Source organism: Acinetobacter sp. ANC_7511 (assembly GCF_056779975.1).
This window is the reverse complement of record NZ_JBWYIY010000016.1, coordinates 1-18,218: the sequence shown is the minus strand read 5'-3', so window position 1 is coordinate 18,218 and position 18,218 is coordinate 1. Positions and strand designations below refer to the sequence as shown.

The following is an 18,218-nucleotide window of genomic DNA, read 5'->3' as shown; positions in this document are numbered from 1 at the left end:
ATTAAACTATTTTGATTTAATAATAAATTTTAAACCAAATGCATTTAACAACTTATTTATAGAATCTAAGGTTGGATTACTATCAGGTTGCTCCATTTTCTGTAAAGTCTGTGGTGCTATTTTAGTAATTTTACTCATTTCATTTAATGTTAAATGTAGTTCTTTTCTAATGTATGATGCAATCTGGTAAATTTGCCACTCAGGATTGTTATTTATATTTTCTAAGACTTGTAAGCGTTTATTCATTTGCTCGATTGCCGTCATAGGCTTATAACGTTTATCCATTAGAAAACTCCTGAATCTGTTGGCATATATTCAATATACGATAATGACTATTTTGTAGAATCTCATAATCTATATTTATTTTTTTCATTTCATCGAGCAAATTTTCATACAGTGGCAATTGTTGAATCATTGAATGTTTAATTTCAGTTGAATCTATTCCTGTACATTCTTCTATTTGCGTTATGACAGATCCCCATATAGGCATTCCTCCATGGTCATCTTTTTCCCAACGTGTAGTACGTGCAATTCCGTCAGGATGAAGCCACATTGGTGCAAAATCGAAGAGGGGTGTTAATTGAATTGTGCCGTCATTTAAACGTTGAATTGCGGTATTACGGGTATGATTGTCTTTATTTCCTAATGCAACATTAGCGATATCTCGTTTCAAATATTCAAAAATTTCAGCTTTTGGTGATGAGCAACATTCCATGATCAATGTACAGATTTGATTATGTGTCATTTTAACGCCGAAGCCAGCTTTACCACCTAAAGAGGCTAGGCTTTCTTGTGCAATTCTTTCGACTTTACCATTGATAATTTGGCGATCAAAACGTGGAATAAATAGCGTTCTCTGGTGAAGCTCCAAGTCCTTGAACACTCTTAGACCTAAATACCGAGCTATTTTCATGTAAATTGCTTCATGTAACAGTATTTTTTCCAATTTTTGATCATTTCCACGACTAAATTTAACTAGCCAATGCTTTGCCGCTAGTTCATCTGGAAGACTGTGATCTAAATAAAACAGACCATCATATCCTTGTGTTAGTAATAGTTTAGGCCATTCACCTTGAACACCTGAAGAACCAGCAACAAATAAGCCATATGATGCAAGTGACTCAATGAAATCTTCTTTCCTTTCAATTATTTCGCTTAGGCTAAATCCACGAGGTTTCACTGTCGGAAAATGATCTTGAAGCCAGTCATAAGCTTCTTTAATTCGCAGATTACCAATAGGATTACCTGCCCCAGATTTCAGTAGGGGCCAATCAGCTTGTTCTTCTGCATTAATTGAAAAACCCAGCTGATTTAAAAGCTCCTTTCGCCCATAGCCTTGAGGTAGCAAGTCCATGAGAAATGCTGGCCATTGGTTTTCTAAGTTGTTTTGTACATTGACTGGAAATTGGAATGATAGAGCATAACCATCTCTTAAATCCATATGTTCAATAGCATATTCAAATAAGTATGAAGTTCGTGTAGATGCTCTCCAGCCCTGCTCTTGATTAGTAGTTAATTCAACGATAGCGCAATCTTGCCATTCGTTATTTTGAAAAATTTGAAGTGTGCAATATTGATTCATATATGTATTAAAATAAAAGATTAGTTTCTATTTTGGCTATATTTATTTATTATAGTAAATATTTATTGAATTTTCAAAATATGATCTTGAATTCTTTAAGTTGGCTATAAGCAATCATATTAAGGGAGCTGTAAAATTTTTCTTATCTTTTCATGGCTTTGTTGTATAAATATTTAAAAGCTGAGTTTTCCCTAAGCCATTCAGATTTAAGTGGCACCTTGGATGTAAGTTCTACCTAATTCCGTTAATCTATTCAGACCGAGATTGCTTCGATAATGCTCCAATTGAAAGTTTCTGGGGAATATTAAAGAACGAACTTGTACATCATCGGAACGGCTGTGTTGCACAAATATTTAAAAATTACAATCTACCATACCTACTTATATTTAAGTGACAACTTGGGTATGAGGGCGACCTAATTCTGTGAATTTATTTAAGACATCTACGCGTGCATGAATCTCATTCACTTGACTATCAAAATGTATTAACCTCCAATTAAAACGGACACTCAATGCTAGCTTATCTTGCTTCTTTCCAATAATTTAATCTCTGTTGCACTTCATTTGAGAATCTAAGTGATTAATTAATAGTTCATAGTCATTTTTAGAAAGTTTACCAATGTAAGTTAATTTTGTTTTATCAATTGGCAACTGATATGTCTGTACGGTATCAATCCATGATTTTTTACTTAGTCCAACCGATTTCCAATCTGTAATTTCAATATATTTACTTTTAATAAAGTCAGATTTGTTGTCATATTGACTGCTTAAACGGAATACGATGTAATCTTTTTTTGTTTGTCGAATAAATAAAACAGGACGGGTTTTACCATCTGCTATGTCTGTAAAACCAACGTAAGCCCAATACAAGTCCTTTGCCATTAGTATCCACCATCATCATTTAAAAACTCTTGAGCAGATTTTGTATCGGATACTTTTACACTCGGGATATTATGGCTCAGGGCTATGAGTTGTGCTGTATTAAAATCATCATCACTTATTTGATTACTCACAGGAATTCGACCTGTTTTAGCAATTTCAGCCATAACCATACTAAAAACAGATGCAGGGGTTAGCCCAACTTTTTTGATTATGTACTCTGCTGATTCTGAGATTGCCTCATCCACAGTATATTGAACTCTTTTTTTAATTAGCTTAGACATTTAACACCTCTTGATCTTTCTAATGCCATTTTACGGCATAAAGTGACACCAAACAAGTAAATAGTAAGTGTCCATTCTTCTTTAAATTGGACACTTTAATAAACGTATTCATTAATTTTGCAGTGTTCCTCAGTTGGTAATGTGAATACCATGCCACTCACCAACGAGCTAATACGATTACTTTCAGCTTTACGTTGCTTGGTATTCACCGACAGGGCATAAATGATCATTGTGTCCCGATACATTTTTTCAGGCTCAACTTTATAGTCAATTTCCGCAGCACAAACCATTTTTCTACTAACTTCGTGTGACGCTCTACGATAGACTTCACGATCATCACTAGCCAAAGTCAGCTTTCTTCGTAATTCTTGTGCATACTGCATATATACGCTAACAAATTCAGGGTGATTCCCATATTTGAGCTTTATGTATCCCTCAATATCATCACGCACACCATTACTATTTGCATCAATCCCACCAATGTTTTTTTGTTTTATCTTCATTTTTTAGGAATTTTGATGTTCTCACTTCTTTTAGTGAATTCTGAATACTTAGATTAAGAAGCGAGGAACAGGCCATCAAAAGTATACTTAAGCAACTCAATGCAATAACCGCTTTTTTCATAGGAATCATTTTACTTTTTTCGTTTAAATTTCGTTTTAGATGTAAAGAGTGTCCAATTAAAATGAGAGTTATAAAGCCAATGGTATTCCTTTTTTTTTGCTGGCTAAACGAAAACGCATACAAAGATTTGCTACGGTGGCTGCATGTTCTTTGCTATCAAGCAATTCAATACATCTAGTATTGAAAATGGCCCATTTCAGGGCATTAGCTTGATATGCTGAAGGCGTATTAATGACTGCAATAAGATAATGAACAAGAGGATATTCACTGATTGATTTGTCTGCAAGTTTTTGAGTTATAATATTGTTAAGTTCAATAATTTCAGTAGGTTTAATTAAGTCATTGAGTTTGATTAAATTTTGAAAACTTTCTAGCTTTGCTTCTGCTAGTGTTTGATAGAATTCTCGAAACGGCTCAAGCTTTAATTCTTGAGTATCTTCTAAGTAACTATATCCGTTCATGATGATATTCCAGCCAGAATTTTTTCTAATGAAAGTGGACCAGCATAATTTGAAATAGAACTTACTGGACTTTTGGATTTAGATAACCCTGATAATTCTCGTAGATGATTGATAGTTAAAACTTCCTGACCGAAAACTTCCTGAAGATGTGCGACTAAGTATTGTTCATTTAGCCAATATGCGATGATATCTAAGCCATGAATTGAGTGATGTAATCCGGAACACAGTAAGGCCCTAACTTCGCTTAAAGCCTGGATGGTGAATTGGTAGGAATTATTTTTCTCATAAGCTCTGAACTTAAATTCATTTTTATTCTTATTGTAAAAATAAGCATAGATCCAGCTGAAATGACTACTAAAAAATAGTGATCAGGTGTTTTAGTGGTAAGGAGCGGGATTTCGATATTCTGTTTAAAAGTTAAATTCAAGTGATAGCTTAGCTGTTTATCACTCAGTTGGAAAAATAAAGCTTTCCAGATTTGGTACGCATGCATACATTTTGGATAACACATTAATTTTAAGTTTTTTGAAGATACACGATGACTTTCAATAGCTTTTTTTTATAGACAATATGCTGATGTCTCCCCATATTTATGCCAAGTGGCTTAAAAATAAACTATAATATTCACGTACTTTTTATAGGGGAGTCAAGGGCTATGCACCCTATATTGTGTTATTAAATTGTAAATTTCACTATATATAGTGTTTTTAATCTTTTTAGCGGTAATTAAAAACCCTATTGAATTATGTTTTTAGTAAATATTTAGAATGTTTAAGTTGGATTTACAAGGAATTGCATATGGAGATCAAAGAATTGAAAAAGGTAGAAGTCATTACTGATGTTTTATGTGATGTATGCAACCAATCAACGAAACTAGAGTTTGGAACTTTATCGGCGCATTGGGGCTATGGTTCCAAGCATGACGGGGAAAGATATGAATTGCAGTTATGTGAGAAATGTTTCTTTTATGCCTTAGCGACATTAAGAAAAGAGCGAGCAGATGAGTTTATGTTTGATGAAAACTTTGACCCTTCAACCCTAGATGGGTTTGGGGTGAAGTGAACCTATCATCGCGACAGGTTCTAAGAATCCAGAAAATAATGATTCAGATCCACGCCAGCAACTTCATTTTTAATGGCGAGTAAGGGATTCAGGAAAAATATTTTTCTTTGCTTCGAGGTCACTAATTTCGGAAAAGGCTTGAATACCGCCTGCGGCTTTAATTCCATCTAAAGCGACAGATAGAGCTTCCTGGTCTGACGGGAATGTTTCATCCCATACCGTAGAAGTACCATTTTGGTTTACCACTTCCAATGTCCATTTACTATCAGGTAATCGATAAATGAGAATTTCAACTTGCTCATTATCCTGTTGTAAAACTTGAGATAAGGGAGAGTCGATTAAATCATTTTCATCATAATCCAGAGTATTGTCATTATCAGACATCAGCGGCAGCCTTTATTGTATTTAACATCCGTCCATAGTAATGAATGAATTAAATTTTGCCTAGCAGTGGATATTATGGAGTACAAAGAATGGCTAAATTTAAAAAATAATTGCCCCGACAATAAAACAAAATAATCCAAAAATCACCCAAATCCAGACATTCGATTTGGGTTGCTCGGTATGTGATGTATAGAGTGGTTGTTGTTCTTGAGTAGGATTCTCTTGGTTGCCAGCTCTGTTCTTATAGGGGTGGTGCTTGGAATAGGATAGGCCTGTGCCTGGAATACCAACGCTGGTTCGGGTGCCTTTTTTGCCAATATTTAAAGAAGCACCAGGTTTGCCAATGCTTGCACTGCTGATGCCTTTATGCGTCAGATTGATTTTTAATCCAGGTAATATTTTAATACTCTTGCGAAATCTGAAGCCCATATTTTTTCCATTTACAAGACCAGTTTGGTTTCTATCTCAGTTGTCCGGATACAGTGAAATAAGAGTTTGATTCATTCATAGGACTGATCATTTGACTTATCTAGTGAAATATCAGTATGTTCTTTGACATAAGATATTGGCTTTTAGACAATGAATCAAACATCAAATTATTACAATCAACATGCTCAAGCATTTTTTGAAAATACCTATCAGGTTGAAATGGAAAGTCTATACGCACCATTTCTAAGATATTTGCCGGAACAGGCATTGATCCTGGATTTGGGCTGTGGCTCGGGGCGGGAAACTTTGGCATTTAAGAAAAAAGGTTATCAAGTTGAGGCAATTGATTATTCTGCCGAGCTGGTTGAAAAGGCGAGAGAGCTGACAGGCATCGAGGTACGTCAGCAAAGTTTTTATGAGCTGAATGAAGTAGCTAAGTATGATGGGATTTGGGCTTGTGCTTCTCTTTTGCACTGTGAAAGAGATCGCCTGACTGAAGTGCTGGTGCGCATACTTAAAGCATTAAAGCCAAATGGTGTGTGTTATATGTCTTTTAAATATGGAAATACAGATCGTGAGAAAGAGGGGCGTAGCTTTACTGATCTAAATGAGCAGCAAGCTCATGACTTACTCAAACAAATCGACCAGGCTTTACTTTTACAGCAATGGATTACAGTAGATAAACGTCCAGAACGTACAGAAGAGTGGTTGAATATCCTGATTAGAAAAATGCAGGCTTAGCCATGTTGTTTAGTACAGCTGAAATACCAACACCTCAAGAACAGCTGAAATTCTTGAAGTATATTCAGCAGATATTGCAGTCAGGGACTTTTACTTCGACATATAAGTTTGCTTTGTTGATAAGTATCACGCGTCTGGCTATTGAACAGGGTCAAGATACCGGTGCTGTGTTGCATTTGGAATATCAGGATATCGCTGAAAAGTTTATTGACCTGTACTGGAAACAGTCACTACCATTTCAGTTTAACCCGTATGAGCCTTTTACCATTCATCAAAGCACTGGTACGCAGGCAAAGATCATCAGTGAAATTCAGAATGCACAGCAACAATTCAAGACCTTGGCCGCGTTGAGAAAGGATGTACTTTACTGGAACAGGCTGAAGCGAACAGTTGCGACAACGGTAAAGCAAATGCGGTGGTATATTTGCAGAATCTGAATGGTCAAACGGTAGAATTTCTCTATTGCCTTGAAGACTCCAAACAGTCCCTCAAGCTTTTACCCAAAGTGATGTATTGTTTGAGACAGTTCAGTGAAATTATTGAAGAATTGTGTCAGAAGCGCTGGATTGATTTTGTCCGACTGAACAAGCAGAACTTAGTTGTATTAGATGGGTTACCTGACCTGAATGAATTCATGTTTGCACCGAGTCGTAACCAACTCGGACGGGTCGCAGACTTTCTGATTGATTTGCAAGAATGCCAGTGTTTTTATTGCGGTAAAAGCCTAAAAAAAACCAAATATGCAGTGGATCATTTTATTCCATGGTCTTTATATCCTGCCGATACCGGACATAACTTTGTGTTGGCAGATGAAAAATGCAACTCACAAAAAAGTAATTATTTGGCATCAGAAAAATTCCTGCAGCAGTGGCAGGAGCGTAATCATCTGCATGATCAATCCATTATTCGAGAGATTTCTCAATTAGGTTTTCTAACTGATCTGCAACGTTCGTATCGGGTTGCCGACTGGGCGTATAAGCAGGCAATAGAGAATGAGTATTTAGTTTGGTTAGGGGGGAAGAGAAGAAGATATTTGCCCCAGTGTATTAAGTTTTAAAAATATTTTTAGCTATATGAATCACACAAATTCTTGAAAAAGACTGCGTCAATATGTGACGTTAATTTCCTGAAATTTCTTTAAATAATTATTGGAAAAGGATATTTTAAGGACAACTCTTCTTCATAATTGATGATAAGAATGGAACAGCTTAATCCATCAGATCTAAAAGCAATATTACATTCGAAACGTGCCAATTTGTACTATCTTGAACATTGCCGTGTGATGCAGAAAGATGGTCGAGTTCTTTATCTGACCGAGGCTAAAAACGAAAATCAGTACTGGAATATTCCGATTGCCAATACTACAGTGATTCTATTGGGTACAGGCACATCAATTACTCAAGCAGCAATGCGCATGCTCGCAAGTGCAGGTGTTCTGGTTGGTTTTGCAGGTGGAGGTGGCACGCCTTTGTTTATGGGCTGTGAAATTGAATGGATGACACCACAAAGTGAATACCGTCCAACTGAGTATATGCAAGGTTGGATGCAATTTTGGTTTGATGAAGCCAAAGCACAAGCTTGCAGAAATCATGGTGTAGACGAGTAAGCATTATGATTGTGACCTTTATTAGCCAATGTGAAATGAAAGCCATTCCACGCACCCGACGTGTATTGGATGCGTTTGCAGATCGGATTGGGGATAACACGTGGCAAACGGTAATTACCGAAGAAGGCCTAATAGCAGTAAAGAAGTTACTCCGTAAGACTGTGACTAAAAGTACAGCGGTCAGTTGTCATTGGATACGGGGCAGACGTCGTAGTGAATTGCTGTGGATTGTAGGGAATCGGAATAGGTTTAATAACATTGGGGTCGTGCCAGTAAATAGCACGCAAAAAGATGTATTTATGGATGTAGTTACAATGAAAGCAAAACAAGATGAATTTTATGCCAATACCCATTTACAACCGCTCGCAGAACATAGTTTTGCAATTGGTTATTTGGCACAGCAACTATTTAAAAAAGTTGTAGATAACGATGAATATAACGATTTATCTAAAGTTGCATTTTTAGCAGGTTGTCTGCATGATTTAGGGAAAATTGATATCAATTTTCAAGATTGGTTAAGAAATCCTAAAAATAAAGATTATGAAGCTGAAGATGGGCAGCATATTGATACTGTGAAAAATAAAAAGCATTACTTAGAAGATAACCCATCACATAATGAGCTTTCTTTATTGATTTTTCATTTTTTTGATTCGATTTCACACAAAAAAATGAATACTACAAATAAGAATATACTCAAACATACTATCTATTGGCATCATGCTAAATTTTATAGAAAAGATGATAAATTCACAGATGTTAAGAGCATTTATAGTATCTATAAATCGTCTTTAGATGATGAAAGATTTTATCAATTCTTTCAAAGTGCTTTAACTGTATTAAAAAGAATAAATCAGATTTCTCAAAATTATGATAAGGATAATATTAATATATTTGATTTACTACCATGGTCTGTAGATGATCAAGAACTACATTCAGATTTTTTAGCTAAACAGCATAATTTACCAAAATTTAAAGCATACGATATAAATGAAGCAAAACCTGAAGAAATTCGTTCAGCCATAACTATTTCAGCTGAAATGAACATTCTAAGAGCTTGTGTAATCAGTGCTGATAGAATTATATCTAATAAAGAAAAAGTATCTGCTCAAAATTTATTAGAATATATTGCTGAAAAACGTTTAGATGAATTGTTACAAGAACAAGAAATATTATCGAATCTTACTGAGCATCTAGCACAAGTAAAAAGCAAGTTTCCAAGTAGTGAGCGATCTATTCAACAAGACCAAGTTGCACAGAAATTGGCAGATGTGCGTGATATTGCAGTTCTAGCAGGTCCAGCAGGTTGTGGTAAAACCAAAATTGCATTGGAGTGGGCAAAATTAAAAGATGCAAAAAAAATTATTTGGATATGTCCTAGAGTTCAGGTATGTCAGGGAATTTTTCAAGAATTAACAGAGACCTATTTACCAGATGCAAAAGTGGAAATTTTGACAGGTGAGTTCAAATATCTCAGTGAAAAAGGGCAGTTAATCAAAGAACCTTTAGCATTTTCAGGTGATGTAGTGGTAACTACAATTGATCAAATTTTAGGGTCAATCGTAACGCATAACAATGTAAATACATTGATTCCTTTCATGCAGGCACATGTTATTTTTGATGAATATCATGAATATATAGGGATGGAAATTTTTAATCTATTATTCGCAGAACTCATTAAAAACAAAAGAATGCAAAAAATTGAGAACAGAACAGCATTATTAGTTTCAGCAACCCCTCATTACCATTATTTAGATGAGGTCCTAGGTTTTGAAATAGAGGAAAAATTTAATAAAAATCAATTGATTAATATGGATTCTTTTAATGATCGTGATTACCAAATTAAATTTATTGACTATAACGAAAAAATAGTAGATGGGAATCCATTTTATAAAAATTATAAAAACCAAACATTTATCATTTCTAATACAGCTACAACAGCACAGTTAGGATTTATTTATCAAAAGGAACATGAGAATAGCGTACTATTTCATGCAAAGTTTAAACGCAGTGATAAAAAACATTGGTTTAATGAAGTATATGAATCATTTAAGAAAGATGGTACACAGAAGTTTGAGGTCTTACGTAGTGGGCCAATTGTTCAAGCATCATTAAATATCACAAGCAAACATATGCTGACAGAGATGACATCGCCTGAAAACATGTTACAAAGAATGGGAAGGTTGGATCGATTTGGAAATAGTAAAACAGTCAATGTATTACAAGTAGCGATTACTGAAAATATCAAAAGAGGTAAACAAGTAGGCTCAGGGAGATTTTTAAATAATTTAAATTGCTTACAAACAACAAAAGCATGGTATGAATTTTTGGTAGATCAATTAAATGAAAAAGTATTTAGATTATCGGAAGTTTATAAGTTATATAAAGATTTTTACTCTTATCAGAAGAATAAAGGATTTAAATCTGAAGTTAAACAAGATATGGATCAGGCTTTAAAGGAAAGTATTAAATTTTTAAACAGTAAAGTGACGCAACCAATAAAAATTTTGAAAAGTAAAAGTAATGACACTAAAAAAACGAAAATTAGTAAAAATTCATTACGTGGGGATAGCCGTTTTGTACAGTTAGCTAAGTTAAACCTAAACGATTATGCCAAGCCTGTATTTGAAAATGAATATGCGTATCAGCCACCTTTAGATGATATAACTGAATACGATAATCTAACTGAGTCACTAAATATAATACAAGGGAAATCAAAAAATGGAAGTCGTAAAAGTGATAAAGACTTAGTTGCACATATGTTTAAAAAACATCATAAAATCATGGGTGAGAAAAAAGCCTTTAGTGATGATGTAATTATTAACTTAGCTAGAGATCCTGATTTTCCTATCTATCTAAGTTATATACCTGAGCATTTAGATAAAGTAGGTGTAAATTCTGCACGTCATACTCACTCAATTTATTACGCTGTATGTGATCAGCAACCGATAGGTTCACTTTCATTGGAAACAATTAATTTTTTAACAAAGCAAAAGGAAGTTAAATAAAATGGTAAAAATACAAGGTATTAAAAGCGTTGATTTTAAAATCAAAGCAAAAGGGTTTGGGGTTGTTAATTGGAATGGTTCAACTGAACTAGAGATAATTGTTGATGGTAAAACGGAAAAAGTAACTAATCATTCAATGCCAAAACTTAGAGGTTATTCTAATATTCGTGGTTATTGGGAAGATGGAAATCCAAAGTTTAAGCGTCCTGAAGATGTAAATTTTGAAAAAACAGAATTATATATTAGTACAAATTGTTTACGTCATCATTTATTCAGAGATGAATATGTTGATTTACAAAGCCCCGAACTTCTAGAAAATATGGATAAATTATTATGTTCCATTACAGGGTTAATTAGAGGCTATGTTATTACTTCAACAGAGCATAAACGTACAAGCCCGTTGTTAATTGAAGATTTTATCGAGCAGACTCATAATGGGAATTATGAGCAGTTAGGAAACTCCGGTAACAAAGAAAAAAAGAAAACTAAATCAGGTGAAAAAAAAAGTACATCAATGTTTTCTAAAACTACTTTTGGAGATACCGAATATATTGGCTATGCGAGTTTAAGTATTGAGCAATTACAATTTATTTCTTTAACTGAAAAGCATGGGCGAAAAGCTTTACAAATTGATAATGATAAAGATGGAGAAAAATTAGCTAAGCAATTAGTCGAGTTTATTAAATCAATTGATGATAGACCTAATATTGAAGCCGTTTACCATAAAAATTATGTTCGTAATGGTTCTATTTTTAATAGCGGGGAGGCTGGAATTTTACTTAATGATGAAGCTTTAGATGTATTAGTTGATGCATTTACAGAGATATTAACAAATTTTAGTTTCCGCCAAGCAAAAGGCTATATGTATGTAGAGGGTATTGAAGTTGATTATAATAATGGACAAAAAGCTATGGATATGATGAGAATTAAACATTCTCCAAGCAAAGTTAATCCTTCTAAAAATGAAAAGTATGCTCAATATTTTAGACAGGTGTGATTCTTATGATGCAAATTCAAATTGTCTATGAATCTTCTTGGCGGAATTCTTTTTTAACAGGAAGAGATGATTTACCTATTGGAAAGAATAATATTCGTGAATTTAAGGCAACATCAAAAGCTAAAGAATATGATGAGCGAGAAATTTCTTTTTCTACTGTCATGGGGATTCTTTCTCGCTTGATTGGTGATCAGCGTAAGCTTTATCAAGCTCGTGCTGAACAATATGATGACCCTTATTACTTTAAGGATATTGAAGATAAAATTTCATTTAATGATAAATATGAAATTACATATGAAACTAATTTTGTAGTTAATAAATCAGCTAAGAAAATTGGTCAAAGTAGTTTTTTAGGTGTTCCTTCAAATGAGGTGGCATTGTTTTTTAGTCCATATGCACAAAATTTATGGCAAGGATTTAATTTTGATTTAAATTCACTTATTGAAAAGATTTTAAATAATGATTTTATTTTCGATAAAGATTTAGGAGTAGCCTCTCCAAAGTATATTTTACAAAGATTAAATATTATTGCTCAAATGGAATCTTATGAATTTGTTAGTTCTAGGAAAGATAAATTAGAAAAAGAAATTGTAAAGCATGAAAAAAATTATTTAGATAAAATTAATGCTGGTAAAAACCCAACGGCTAAGGAGCTTGCTAAATTAGATGCCTTACAGTCTGAATTATCAAATCTTAATGATATACAGGTTATTGAACTAGATAAGAAAATTACTCAAGTAATTGAAAAATTAAACTCTTATTTTCCAAATGCCGAATATATTGATAGGGGGGTAGTTTACCCGATTAAACTGTATGCAGGTTGTTTATATTTGTTTTTAAAAAAATTGGAAGAGCTTGGTATAGATACTTCAAAATTTTTGACTAAAAAACAAAATATTACAGGATTTCATCCATCAGGGTTTAATGGTATTCGTGACTTTATGAATCCTTTAACTGGTGGTAAAAAAAAGACACTTGGTACCCCGACTAAAGTAACTAAAGCAAGTGGCATCTTGGAAATCAATCTAGACATATCTAGAGAAAGAGCAGAAGAGTTGGAGCAAATGATTCATGATGCAGGTGTGTCTTCTTTTTATTTAGGTAAAAAGGGATTGGCTTATGTTGCTAATATTCGGTAAGTGAAATATGAACTATTACATTGAAGTGACATTAATGGAAAATGAAAAGTTTTCCCCTTATGAGTTATGGTCACAGCTTTACCCTCAATTACATCTTGCTTTGGTTGAAGTTAAAAATCCCGACAATAAAGTAAACATTGGATTTTCATTTCCTCAATATCGCTTTCATCAAGATAAAGGGATAGGATTTATTGGTACAAAGTTACGTTTGTTTGCTGAGTCTGAAGCCGATTTCAAAAAATTGGATATTCGAAAATGGATGCAGTATAAAGACTTAGACTTAAATGATTATGTACATATCACCTCTATTCGTGAAGTACCTAGCGATATTAAGGGCTATTCCATTTACAAGCGCAAACAAGTGAAAACCAATGCACAGCGTTTGGCACGTCACCGTGTAAAGCGTGGTGATATTGGCTTTGATGAAGCATTAGCAAGATATAGTAATGTGGTGACCACAACCAATTTACCGTATATCGAAATGAAAAGTTTAAGTACGTCTGAACAGCAAAGTGAAAAACGATTTAAATTGTTTATTGAAAAGCAACCTGCGACAAAATCTGATACTCAGGTTTTTAGTACTTATGGATTAAGTTCGGAATCATCTGTACCCGAATTTTAACCCAATATTTTTTGACTCTTTAACAGTTTAATAAAATCAATAGCTTATAATAGTGGTTTAAAACTTGGGTCTTTTAGGGGATTTAAGCGTTAAATCACTGTTATAGCTTTATTTTTTGCGTTAAAGTCATTGTTCACTGCCATGTAGGCAGCTTAGAAAACCCTTTCAACCCTTCAGCATCAACTTCCGCAGTTCACTGCCATGTAGGCAGCTTAGAAACCTGAATTTCTGAGCAACATGCAGGGCAAGCAGTTCACTGCCATGTAGGCAGCTTAGAAACTATAGACGGAAAAGACCTGTAATACAAAAACCGTTCACTGCCATGTAGGCAGCTTAGAAATATTAAATGATGCCATATTCACTAAAACATCATGTTCACTGCCATGTAGGCAGCTTAGAAAATTAATACAATTGACCTTTCTCCAAAGCAAGCGTTCACTGCCATGTAGGCAGCTTAGAAAACAAGAACTTAATCCCCCAGCACTGTTAGAAAGTTCACTGCCATGTAGGCAGCTTAGAAATATTAACTGTGGAGGCACACCAAACGCTCTACGTTCACTGCCATGTAGGCAGCTTAGAAAAAAGGGCGCTTATCTAGTTGAACAAATTTTTCGTTCACTGCCATGTAGGCAGCTTAGAAAATATTCAATAGTATAAAAGGCAAGATATTAAGGTTCACTGCCATGTAGGCAGCTTAGAAAATTCGCAAAATAATTCGTCATATGTTCTTTGAGTTCACTGCCATGTAGGCAGCTTAGAAATTCTGTATCTGGTGGACAGTACTTCGATACTGGTTCACTGCCATGTAGGCAGCTTAGAAATTTCAACCTCTCCAGTTGTTGCATCATGAAGGGTTCACTGCCATGTAGGCAGCTTAGAAAAATCATGAATACTAGCTGATGTATTTAAATGAGTTCACTGCCATGTAGGCAGCTTAGAAAATCTAGTAATATAAAAAATGGTGGGAACGGTGGTTCACTGCCATGTAGGCAGCTTAGAAATTAAGGGATTTTAGCTTGGCGCTTTCACTAGGGTTCACTGCCATGTAGGCAGCTTAGAAACTTGGATAAAACCGCGCGTTCCCATGCGAAATGTTCACTGCCATGTAGGCAGCTTAGAAAATATAGCTTGGAGACTGATTTAATTCCCAAAGGTTCACTGCCATGTAGGCAGCTTAGAAATTTGTCACCCTTTGGACCAGGAGGGCCTTGAAGTTCACTGCCATGTAGGCAGCTTAGAAATAAATGATAAAATTAAAAAAGGTGAATTTTACGTTCACTGCCATGTAGGCAGCTTAGAAAAAATAAGCCAAAAAGCTACTTTGCTGGTAATAGTTCACTGCCATGTAGGCAGCTTAGAAAATCTAGAGCACGCTCTAACCTTCATAAAAGATGTTCACTGCCATGTAGGCAGCTTAGAAATTAATGTTGATTTATCACTGGGTGTATTCACCGTTCACTGCCATGTAGGCAGCTTAGAAATTCTAGGAATTACGGCAAGTATCGCAAGCTATGTTCACTGCCATGTAGGCAGCTTAGAAAGTTTAGAAGCCATTCCATCTGTAGGTCTTGGTGTTCACTGCCATGTAGGCAGCTTAGAAATCATTAAAGATGCATTAGGTTGTTGGCTCAAAGTTCACTGCCATGTAGGCAGCTTAGAAACTAAAAATTATTCCGTCATGTGCCAAGTTAGCGTTCACTGCCATGTAGGCAGCTTAGAAATAGAAGAATATCAATGCCGAATATTACTAAAGGTTCACTGCCATGTAGGCAGCTTAGAAATTTGATGTATTCCACATCGTTGAATAATGCTGGTTCACTGCCATGTAGGCAGCTTAGAAAATGATGGTTTAATATCAGCTTCATGCCCTCAAGTTCACTGCCATGTAGGCAGCTTAGAAAAAAGAATAAAAAATTCGGGAGGTGAAATCATAGTTCACTGCCATGTAGGCAGCTTAGAAAATTTTACCAAGACTGTATAAAATCAACTGATCGTTCACTGCCATGTAGGCAGCTTAGAAAGTTTACAGGTGAATCGCAAGTTCGTTTAGCCAGTTCACTGCCATGTAGGCAGCTTAGAAAAAAAAGAGAATCTTAATCCCTGTATCAGATCAGTTCACTGCCATGTAGGCAGCTTAGAAATTTAACTTTGATGACACACCCTCAGAACCAAAGTTCACTGCCATGTAGGCAGCTTAGAAATTTGTTATCGTAGCTGATCAGCTTTGCTTCTGGTTCACTGCCATGTAGGCAGCTTAGAAAAAAAACCACGCATGTCGCTACTCCCGAAAGGTGTTCACTGCCGAATAGGCAGCTTAGAAGTATTATTTTCAGTTATACTTATGCAAGTGAGATATTCTGTAAGTAATTCTTGTAATAAATGCCAATTATCTCGGCAAGATAATTGGCTTAACTGAGAGTTAAGCTTGTCCTATTCTTCGTTGATCATCCCAATAGCACGGTATTATAATCAGATTGTTTTCATGTAACCGTGACCATAATCTTACACCTAAATCCCGCTGCATATTTTGGACTGTGAAATTGGAAATCAGAAGGGTAGATTTCATGTTGTCATAACGACTATACAACACCTTCTGTACCATCTCCAGACGTTTTTCATGCCGGTCATGCAGACCATATTCATCAATCACTAATAAATCAAAACTGGAGAAATGGTCGATGACTTCCTTTTCAGAGCGTGAAGCATCTGACCAGGTGTCCATCATTTTTTGAGCAATTTCTGCACTGGTATAGTAGCGTGCAGATTTTGTACTGTTATGCAGAATGTTGCGAATAATTGATGCACTCAGATGGGTTTTACCTGTACCCGGTGTACCAATCATCAACATGTTCGGATTGTGGCCAGAAATAATCTGCTGTGCAAAAGCCTGACATAGTTTGATGGCATTGTCTTGAGCAGGACATACAACTACAAAATTCTTGAAGCCACGGTCCAGATAGCGTTTATTGAGCCCTGAGTTTTTGATTTTCTGTTGTAGCAATCGCTGTTGCAGTTCATCCTTATAGGCTGCATGTGAGTGATGAACAGTTTCTTTGGCACACAATTTACAGAGCCTGTGACCTGCAATTTCCATCAGGGGTATATGATGGGTAGGACAGAGTATTTCCGTTGATTTTGCGTGAAACTGGAGTGTTTTAAGCATGATATTCATGATCACTCTCCTAAATCCATTTGGAATTTTCTAAAAAATCCTCATTTTTTTCTTCAAAATTTGAAGATGAAGATGAAGGGCATGGTTCAAGCATGACTTGAGTAATACTCGGGCTCTTCTCAGAAGCTGCTTGAGCATTTACTTTTGGTTGCTTACTTGATGCTTGAGCATTACTTGCGGACTTATTCCAGCGTGCTTGAGCTGCATTTTTAGCTTTATCAGATTTCATTTGCTGATTTTGCAATGCCTGGATTTTTAAACTGCTTAAAAAATTTGAATGAATCTGTTTAGACTCGACTTCAAACAATTCCAGGGCCATCAGCGTATTTAACAAAGTTTTAGCCTTGGTGTGCTGCGGTAATTTCGTGATGCTACATACAGTAGCTAGGTCGTGAGGAATGGCACCATTTTTCCAGAAATCCATCATTAACAGCAGTGCTGCACCAATTTGTTCTGCTGTCATTCGTGCAAATTTCGCCTGTAGGTCGCCAATATAGAGTGGCATCCAAATTGAAATATCTTTATGCATATGTTCACCTTTTTATAGGTATAGAGGGACTAAGGTCATTGATTGGATGACCTTCTATGTTTGTTTTATTAGTGAGCGAGACTCATTAACCGGAGACGGGCCTGTTGGGCCAAATCATCATAATGGGCTTGTCCTTCATCCAGCATTCGCTGTAACCAGAGTCTTAACGCCTGATGATCATCGAAGCATTTAATGATTTCCAGTAAAAAGGCCAGATTGTGCAGTCTAGGAATGTGTAACTCATGAATGAGTTCACGGGCAACCTTATCTACTTCAGGGCTGACGACCACGCCTCCAAAGAAAGCTTTACTGTTCATGTGCTAGCTCCTTTGAATTTAGTCTCTCCAGCATGGCTTCAAATGCACTGCCATCACGACGTGTCACATTTGGAATGTAGCGGCTATAGACCCGGAACAACATTTCAGTGGTTGAATGCCCCAATTGGCGTGCGATCCATTCCGGGTTCTCGCCTGCCGACAGCCATAGTGTTGCTGCTGTATGGCGTGTTTGATAAGCACGACGTGGCTTTAGCCATAAAAAGCGTAGCAGGGGATGCCAAACACGCTTGTTTACCAGACGATAATCGAGAGGTCCACCATCACGATTGCAGAAGAACGAATTAAAAAGAGAATCTATGCAACTAGAACTGAAGCAAGATCGGATATCTTTGAATATATTGAGATGTTCTATAATTCAAAACGCA

Annotated in this window: 16 protein-coding genes, 7 pseudogenes and 1 CRISPR repeat array; of the genes and pseudogenes, 9 read left to right on the top strand and 14 right to left on the bottom strand. The window is 35.6% G+C overall.

All coding sequences use genetic code 11. The annotated features are described in order from the left end of the window. Window positions 1-6: 6 nt before the first annotated feature. From AC1M9L_RS11565 to AC1M9L_RS11530, 8 genes and pseudogenes are all read right to left on the bottom strand, one after another. On the bottom strand, window positions 7-285 hold the full coding sequence (locus tag AC1M9L_RS11565; protein ID WP_004871362.1) for a helix-turn-helix domain-containing protein: 279 nt from the start codon (window positions 283-285) through the stop codon (window positions 7-9). Beyond that, on the bottom strand, window positions 278-1,582 hold the full coding sequence (locus AC1M9L_RS11560) for a type II toxin-antitoxin system HipA family toxin (RefSeq protein WP_481592202.1): 1,305 nt from the start codon (window positions 1,580-1,582) through the stop codon (window positions 278-280). Before AC1M9L_RS11560 ends, AC1M9L_RS11565 begins: the two co-directional genes overlap by 8 nt. 386 nt (window positions 1,583-1,968) lie before the next feature. Beyond that, window positions 1,969-2,064, bottom strand: a pseudogene (locus AC1M9L_RS11555) (IS5/IS1182 family transposase); the annotation flags it as partial. Between the two features lie 60 nt (window positions 2,065-2,124). After that, window positions 2,125-2,463 (bottom strand): hypothetical protein, encoded by a 339-nt coding sequence (locus AC1M9L_RS11550; RefSeq protein ID WP_481592201.1) that lies wholly within the window; start codon window positions 2,461-2,463, stop codon window positions 2,125-2,127. After that, window positions 2,463-2,744: a type II toxin-antitoxin system RelB/DinJ family antitoxin gene (locus AC1M9L_RS11545; protein WP_481592200.1), complete on the bottom strand. Its 282-nt coding sequence runs from the start codon at window positions 2,742-2,744 to the stop codon at window positions 2,463-2,465. Before AC1M9L_RS11545 ends, AC1M9L_RS11550 begins: the two co-directional genes overlap by 1 nt. Before the next feature lie 95 nt (window positions 2,745-2,839). Continuing rightward, on the bottom strand, window positions 2,840-3,247 hold the full coding sequence (locus AC1M9L_RS11540; RefSeq protein WP_481592199.1) for a hypothetical protein: 408 nt from the start codon (window positions 3,245-3,247) through the stop codon (window positions 2,840-2,842). Window positions 3,248-3,435: 188 nt separating this feature from the next. Continuing rightward, window positions 3,436-3,829 (bottom strand): annotated as a pseudogene (locus tag AC1M9L_RS11535) (hypothetical protein); the annotation flags it as partial. Beyond that, window positions 3,826-4,322 (bottom strand): annotated as a pseudogene (locus tag AC1M9L_RS11530) (hypothetical protein). The pseudogenes AC1M9L_RS11535 and AC1M9L_RS11530, both read right to left, overlap by 4 nt. 305 nt (window positions 4,323-4,627) lie before the next feature. Here AC1M9L_RS11530 and AC1M9L_RS11525 point away from each other — a divergent pair. Next, window positions 4,628-4,891 (top strand): hypothetical protein, encoded by a 264-nt coding sequence (locus AC1M9L_RS11525; RefSeq protein WP_035269586.1) that lies wholly within the window; start codon window positions 4,628-4,630, stop codon window positions 4,889-4,891. Between the two features lie 69 nt (window positions 4,892-4,960). Here the strand turns inward: AC1M9L_RS11525 and AC1M9L_RS11520 are convergent, their stop codons facing one another. Beyond that, window positions 4,961-5,275, bottom strand: coding sequence for a hypothetical protein (locus AC1M9L_RS11520; protein ID WP_035269587.1), 315 nt, complete (start codon window positions 5,273-5,275; stop codon window positions 4,961-4,963). A 99-nt stretch (window positions 5,276-5,374) separates the two neighbouring features. Continuing rightward, window positions 5,375-5,704 (bottom strand): DUF4236 domain-containing protein, encoded by a 330-nt coding sequence (locus AC1M9L_RS11515; RefSeq protein ID WP_035269591.1) that lies wholly within the window; start codon window positions 5,702-5,704, stop codon window positions 5,375-5,377. Window positions 5,705-5,854: 150 nt separating this feature from the next. Between AC1M9L_RS11515 and AC1M9L_RS11510 the strand changes: the two genes are divergently transcribed. The 7 genes and pseudogenes from AC1M9L_RS11510 to cas6f all read left to right on the top strand — a co-directional run bounded on the left by AC1M9L_RS11510 (window position 5,855) and on the right by cas6f (window position 13,814). Beyond that, the gene (locus AC1M9L_RS11510; RefSeq protein WP_481592198.1) at window positions 5,855-6,445 is read left to right on the top strand and encodes a class I SAM-dependent methyltransferase; all 591 of its coding nucleotides are present in this window, start codon (window positions 5,855-5,857) and stop codon (window positions 6,443-6,445) included. Window positions 6,446-6,447: 2 nt separating this feature from the next. Beyond that, window positions 6,448-7,502, top strand: a pseudogene (locus AC1M9L_RS11505) (HNH endonuclease). A gap of 141 nt (window positions 7,503-7,643) precedes the next feature. After that, window positions 7,644-8,015: pseudogene (cas1f, locus tag AC1M9L_RS11500) on the top strand (type I-F CRISPR-associated endonuclease Cas1f); the annotation flags it as partial. Between the two features lie 41 nt (window positions 8,016-8,056). Continuing rightward, complete coding sequence (locus AC1M9L_RS11495) at window positions 8,057-11,056, top strand: CRISPR-associated endonuclease Cas3'' (protein ID WP_481592197.1); 3,000 nt, start codon at window positions 8,057-8,059, stop codon at window positions 11,054-11,056. 1 nt (window position 11,057) lies between these two features. Next, the gene (gene cas7fv, locus AC1M9L_RS11490) at window positions 11,058-12,053 is read left to right on the top strand and encodes a type I-Fv CRISPR-associated protein Cas7fv (RefSeq protein WP_481592196.1); all 996 of its coding nucleotides are present in this window, start codon (window positions 11,058-11,060) and stop codon (window positions 12,051-12,053) included. A gap of 5 nt (window positions 12,054-12,058) precedes the next feature. Next, window positions 12,059-13,192, top strand: a complete 1,134-nt coding sequence (gene cas5fv / locus AC1M9L_RS11485) for a type I-Fv CRISPR-associated protein Cas5fv (protein WP_481592195.1) — start codon at window positions 12,059-12,061, stop codon at window positions 13,190-13,192. Window positions 13,193-13,199: 7 nt separating this feature from the next. Further along, window positions 13,200-13,814: a type I-F CRISPR-associated endoribonuclease Cas6/Csy4 gene (gene cas6f, locus AC1M9L_RS11480; RefSeq protein WP_481592194.1), complete on the top strand. Its 615-nt coding sequence runs from the start codon at window positions 13,200-13,202 to the stop codon at window positions 13,812-13,814. A 131-nt stretch (window positions 13,815-13,945) separates the two neighbouring features. Then, window positions 13,946-16,135: direct repeats of the CRISPR family, unit length 28 nt; unit sequence GTTCACTGCCATGTAGGCAGCTTAGAAA. A gap of 98 nt (window positions 16,136-16,233) precedes the next feature. Here the strand turns inward: cas6f and AC1M9L_RS11475 are convergent. The 4 genes and pseudogenes from AC1M9L_RS11475 to AC1M9L_RS11460 form a co-directional block, all read right to left on the bottom strand. After that, window positions 16,234-16,986, bottom strand: a complete 753-nt coding sequence (locus AC1M9L_RS11475; RefSeq protein ID WP_481592193.1) for an ATP-binding protein — start codon at window positions 16,984-16,986, stop codon at window positions 16,234-16,236. Window positions 16,987-16,996: 10 nt separating this feature from the next. After that, on the bottom strand, window positions 16,997-17,515 hold the full coding sequence (locus tag AC1M9L_RS11470; protein ID WP_481592192.1) for a DUF1376 domain-containing protein: 519 nt from the start codon (window positions 17,513-17,515) through the stop codon (window positions 16,997-16,999). Window positions 17,516-17,583: 68 nt separating this feature from the next. Continuing rightward, window positions 17,584-17,832: a hypothetical protein gene (locus AC1M9L_RS11465; protein ID WP_481592191.1), complete on the bottom strand. Its 249-nt coding sequence runs from the start codon at window positions 17,830-17,832 to the stop codon at window positions 17,584-17,586. Next, window positions 17,822-18,127 (bottom strand): annotated as a pseudogene (locus AC1M9L_RS11460) (site-specific integrase); the annotation flags it as partial. The pseudogene AC1M9L_RS11460 and the gene AC1M9L_RS11465, both read right to left, overlap by 11 nt. On the opposite strand from AC1M9L_RS11460, the pseudogene AC1M9L_RS11455 reads away from it, so the two are divergent. Then, window positions 18,119-18,218 (top strand): annotated as a pseudogene (locus tag AC1M9L_RS11455) (IS3 family transposase); the annotation flags it as partial. The pseudogenes AC1M9L_RS11460 and AC1M9L_RS11455 overlap by 9 nt on opposite strands.

What these genes read in the sequence shown, in the direction of transcription:
- AC1M9L_RS11565 (WP_004871362.1), bottom strand. Translation starts at nt 285, where the DNA reads ATGGATAAACGTTATAAGCCTATGACGGCAATCGAGCAAATGAATAAA.
- AC1M9L_RS11560 (WP_481592202.1), bottom strand. Translation starts at nt 1,582, where the DNA reads ATGAATCAATATTGCACACTTCAAATTTTTCAAAATAACGAATGGCAA.
- AC1M9L_RS11550 (WP_481592201.1), bottom strand. Translation starts at nt 2,463, where the DNA reads ATGGCAAAGGACTTGTATTGGGCTTACGTTGGTTTTACAGACATAGCA.
- AC1M9L_RS11545 (WP_481592200.1), bottom strand. Translation starts at nt 2,744, where the DNA reads ATGTCTAAGCTAATTAAAAAAAGAGTTCAATATACTGTGGATGAGGCA.
- AC1M9L_RS11540 (WP_481592199.1), bottom strand. Translation starts at nt 3,247, where the DNA reads ATGAAGATAAAACAAAAAAACATTGGTGGGATTGATGCAAATAGTAAT.
- AC1M9L_RS11525 (WP_035269586.1), top strand. Translation starts at nt 4,628, where the DNA reads ATGGAGATCAAAGAATTGAAAAAGGTAGAAGTCATTACTGATGTTTTA.
- AC1M9L_RS11520 (WP_035269587.1), bottom strand. Translation starts at nt 5,275, where the DNA reads ATGTCTGATAATGACAATACTCTGGATTATGATGAAAATGATTTAATC.
- AC1M9L_RS11515 (WP_035269591.1), bottom strand. Translation starts at nt 5,704, where the DNA reads ATGGGCTTCAGATTTCGCAAGAGTATTAAAATATTACCTGGATTAAAA.
- AC1M9L_RS11510 (WP_481592198.1), top strand. Translation starts at nt 5,855, where the DNA reads ATGAATCAAACATCAAATTATTACAATCAACATGCTCAAGCATTTTTT.
- AC1M9L_RS11495 (WP_481592197.1), top strand. Translation starts at nt 8,057, where the DNA reads ATGATTGTGACCTTTATTAGCCAATGTGAAATGAAAGCCATTCCACGC.
- cas7fv (WP_481592196.1), top strand. Translation starts at nt 11,058, where the DNA reads ATGGTAAAAATACAAGGTATTAAAAGCGTTGATTTTAAAATCAAAGCA.
- cas5fv (WP_481592195.1), top strand. Translation starts at nt 12,059, where the DNA reads ATGATGCAAATTCAAATTGTCTATGAATCTTCTTGGCGGAATTCTTTT.
- cas6f (WP_481592194.1), top strand. Translation starts at nt 13,200, where the DNA reads ATGAACTATTACATTGAAGTGACATTAATGGAAAATGAAAAGTTTTCC.
- AC1M9L_RS11475 (WP_481592193.1), bottom strand. Translation starts at nt 16,986, where the DNA reads ATGAATATCATGCTTAAAACACTCCAGTTTCACGCAAAATCAACGGAA.
- AC1M9L_RS11470 (WP_481592192.1), bottom strand. Translation starts at nt 17,515, where the DNA reads ATGCATAAAGATATTTCAATTTGGATGCCACTCTATATTGGCGACCTA.
- AC1M9L_RS11465 (WP_481592191.1), bottom strand. Translation starts at nt 17,832, where the DNA reads ATGAACAGTAAAGCTTTCTTTGGAGGCGTGGTCGTCAGCCCTGAAGTA.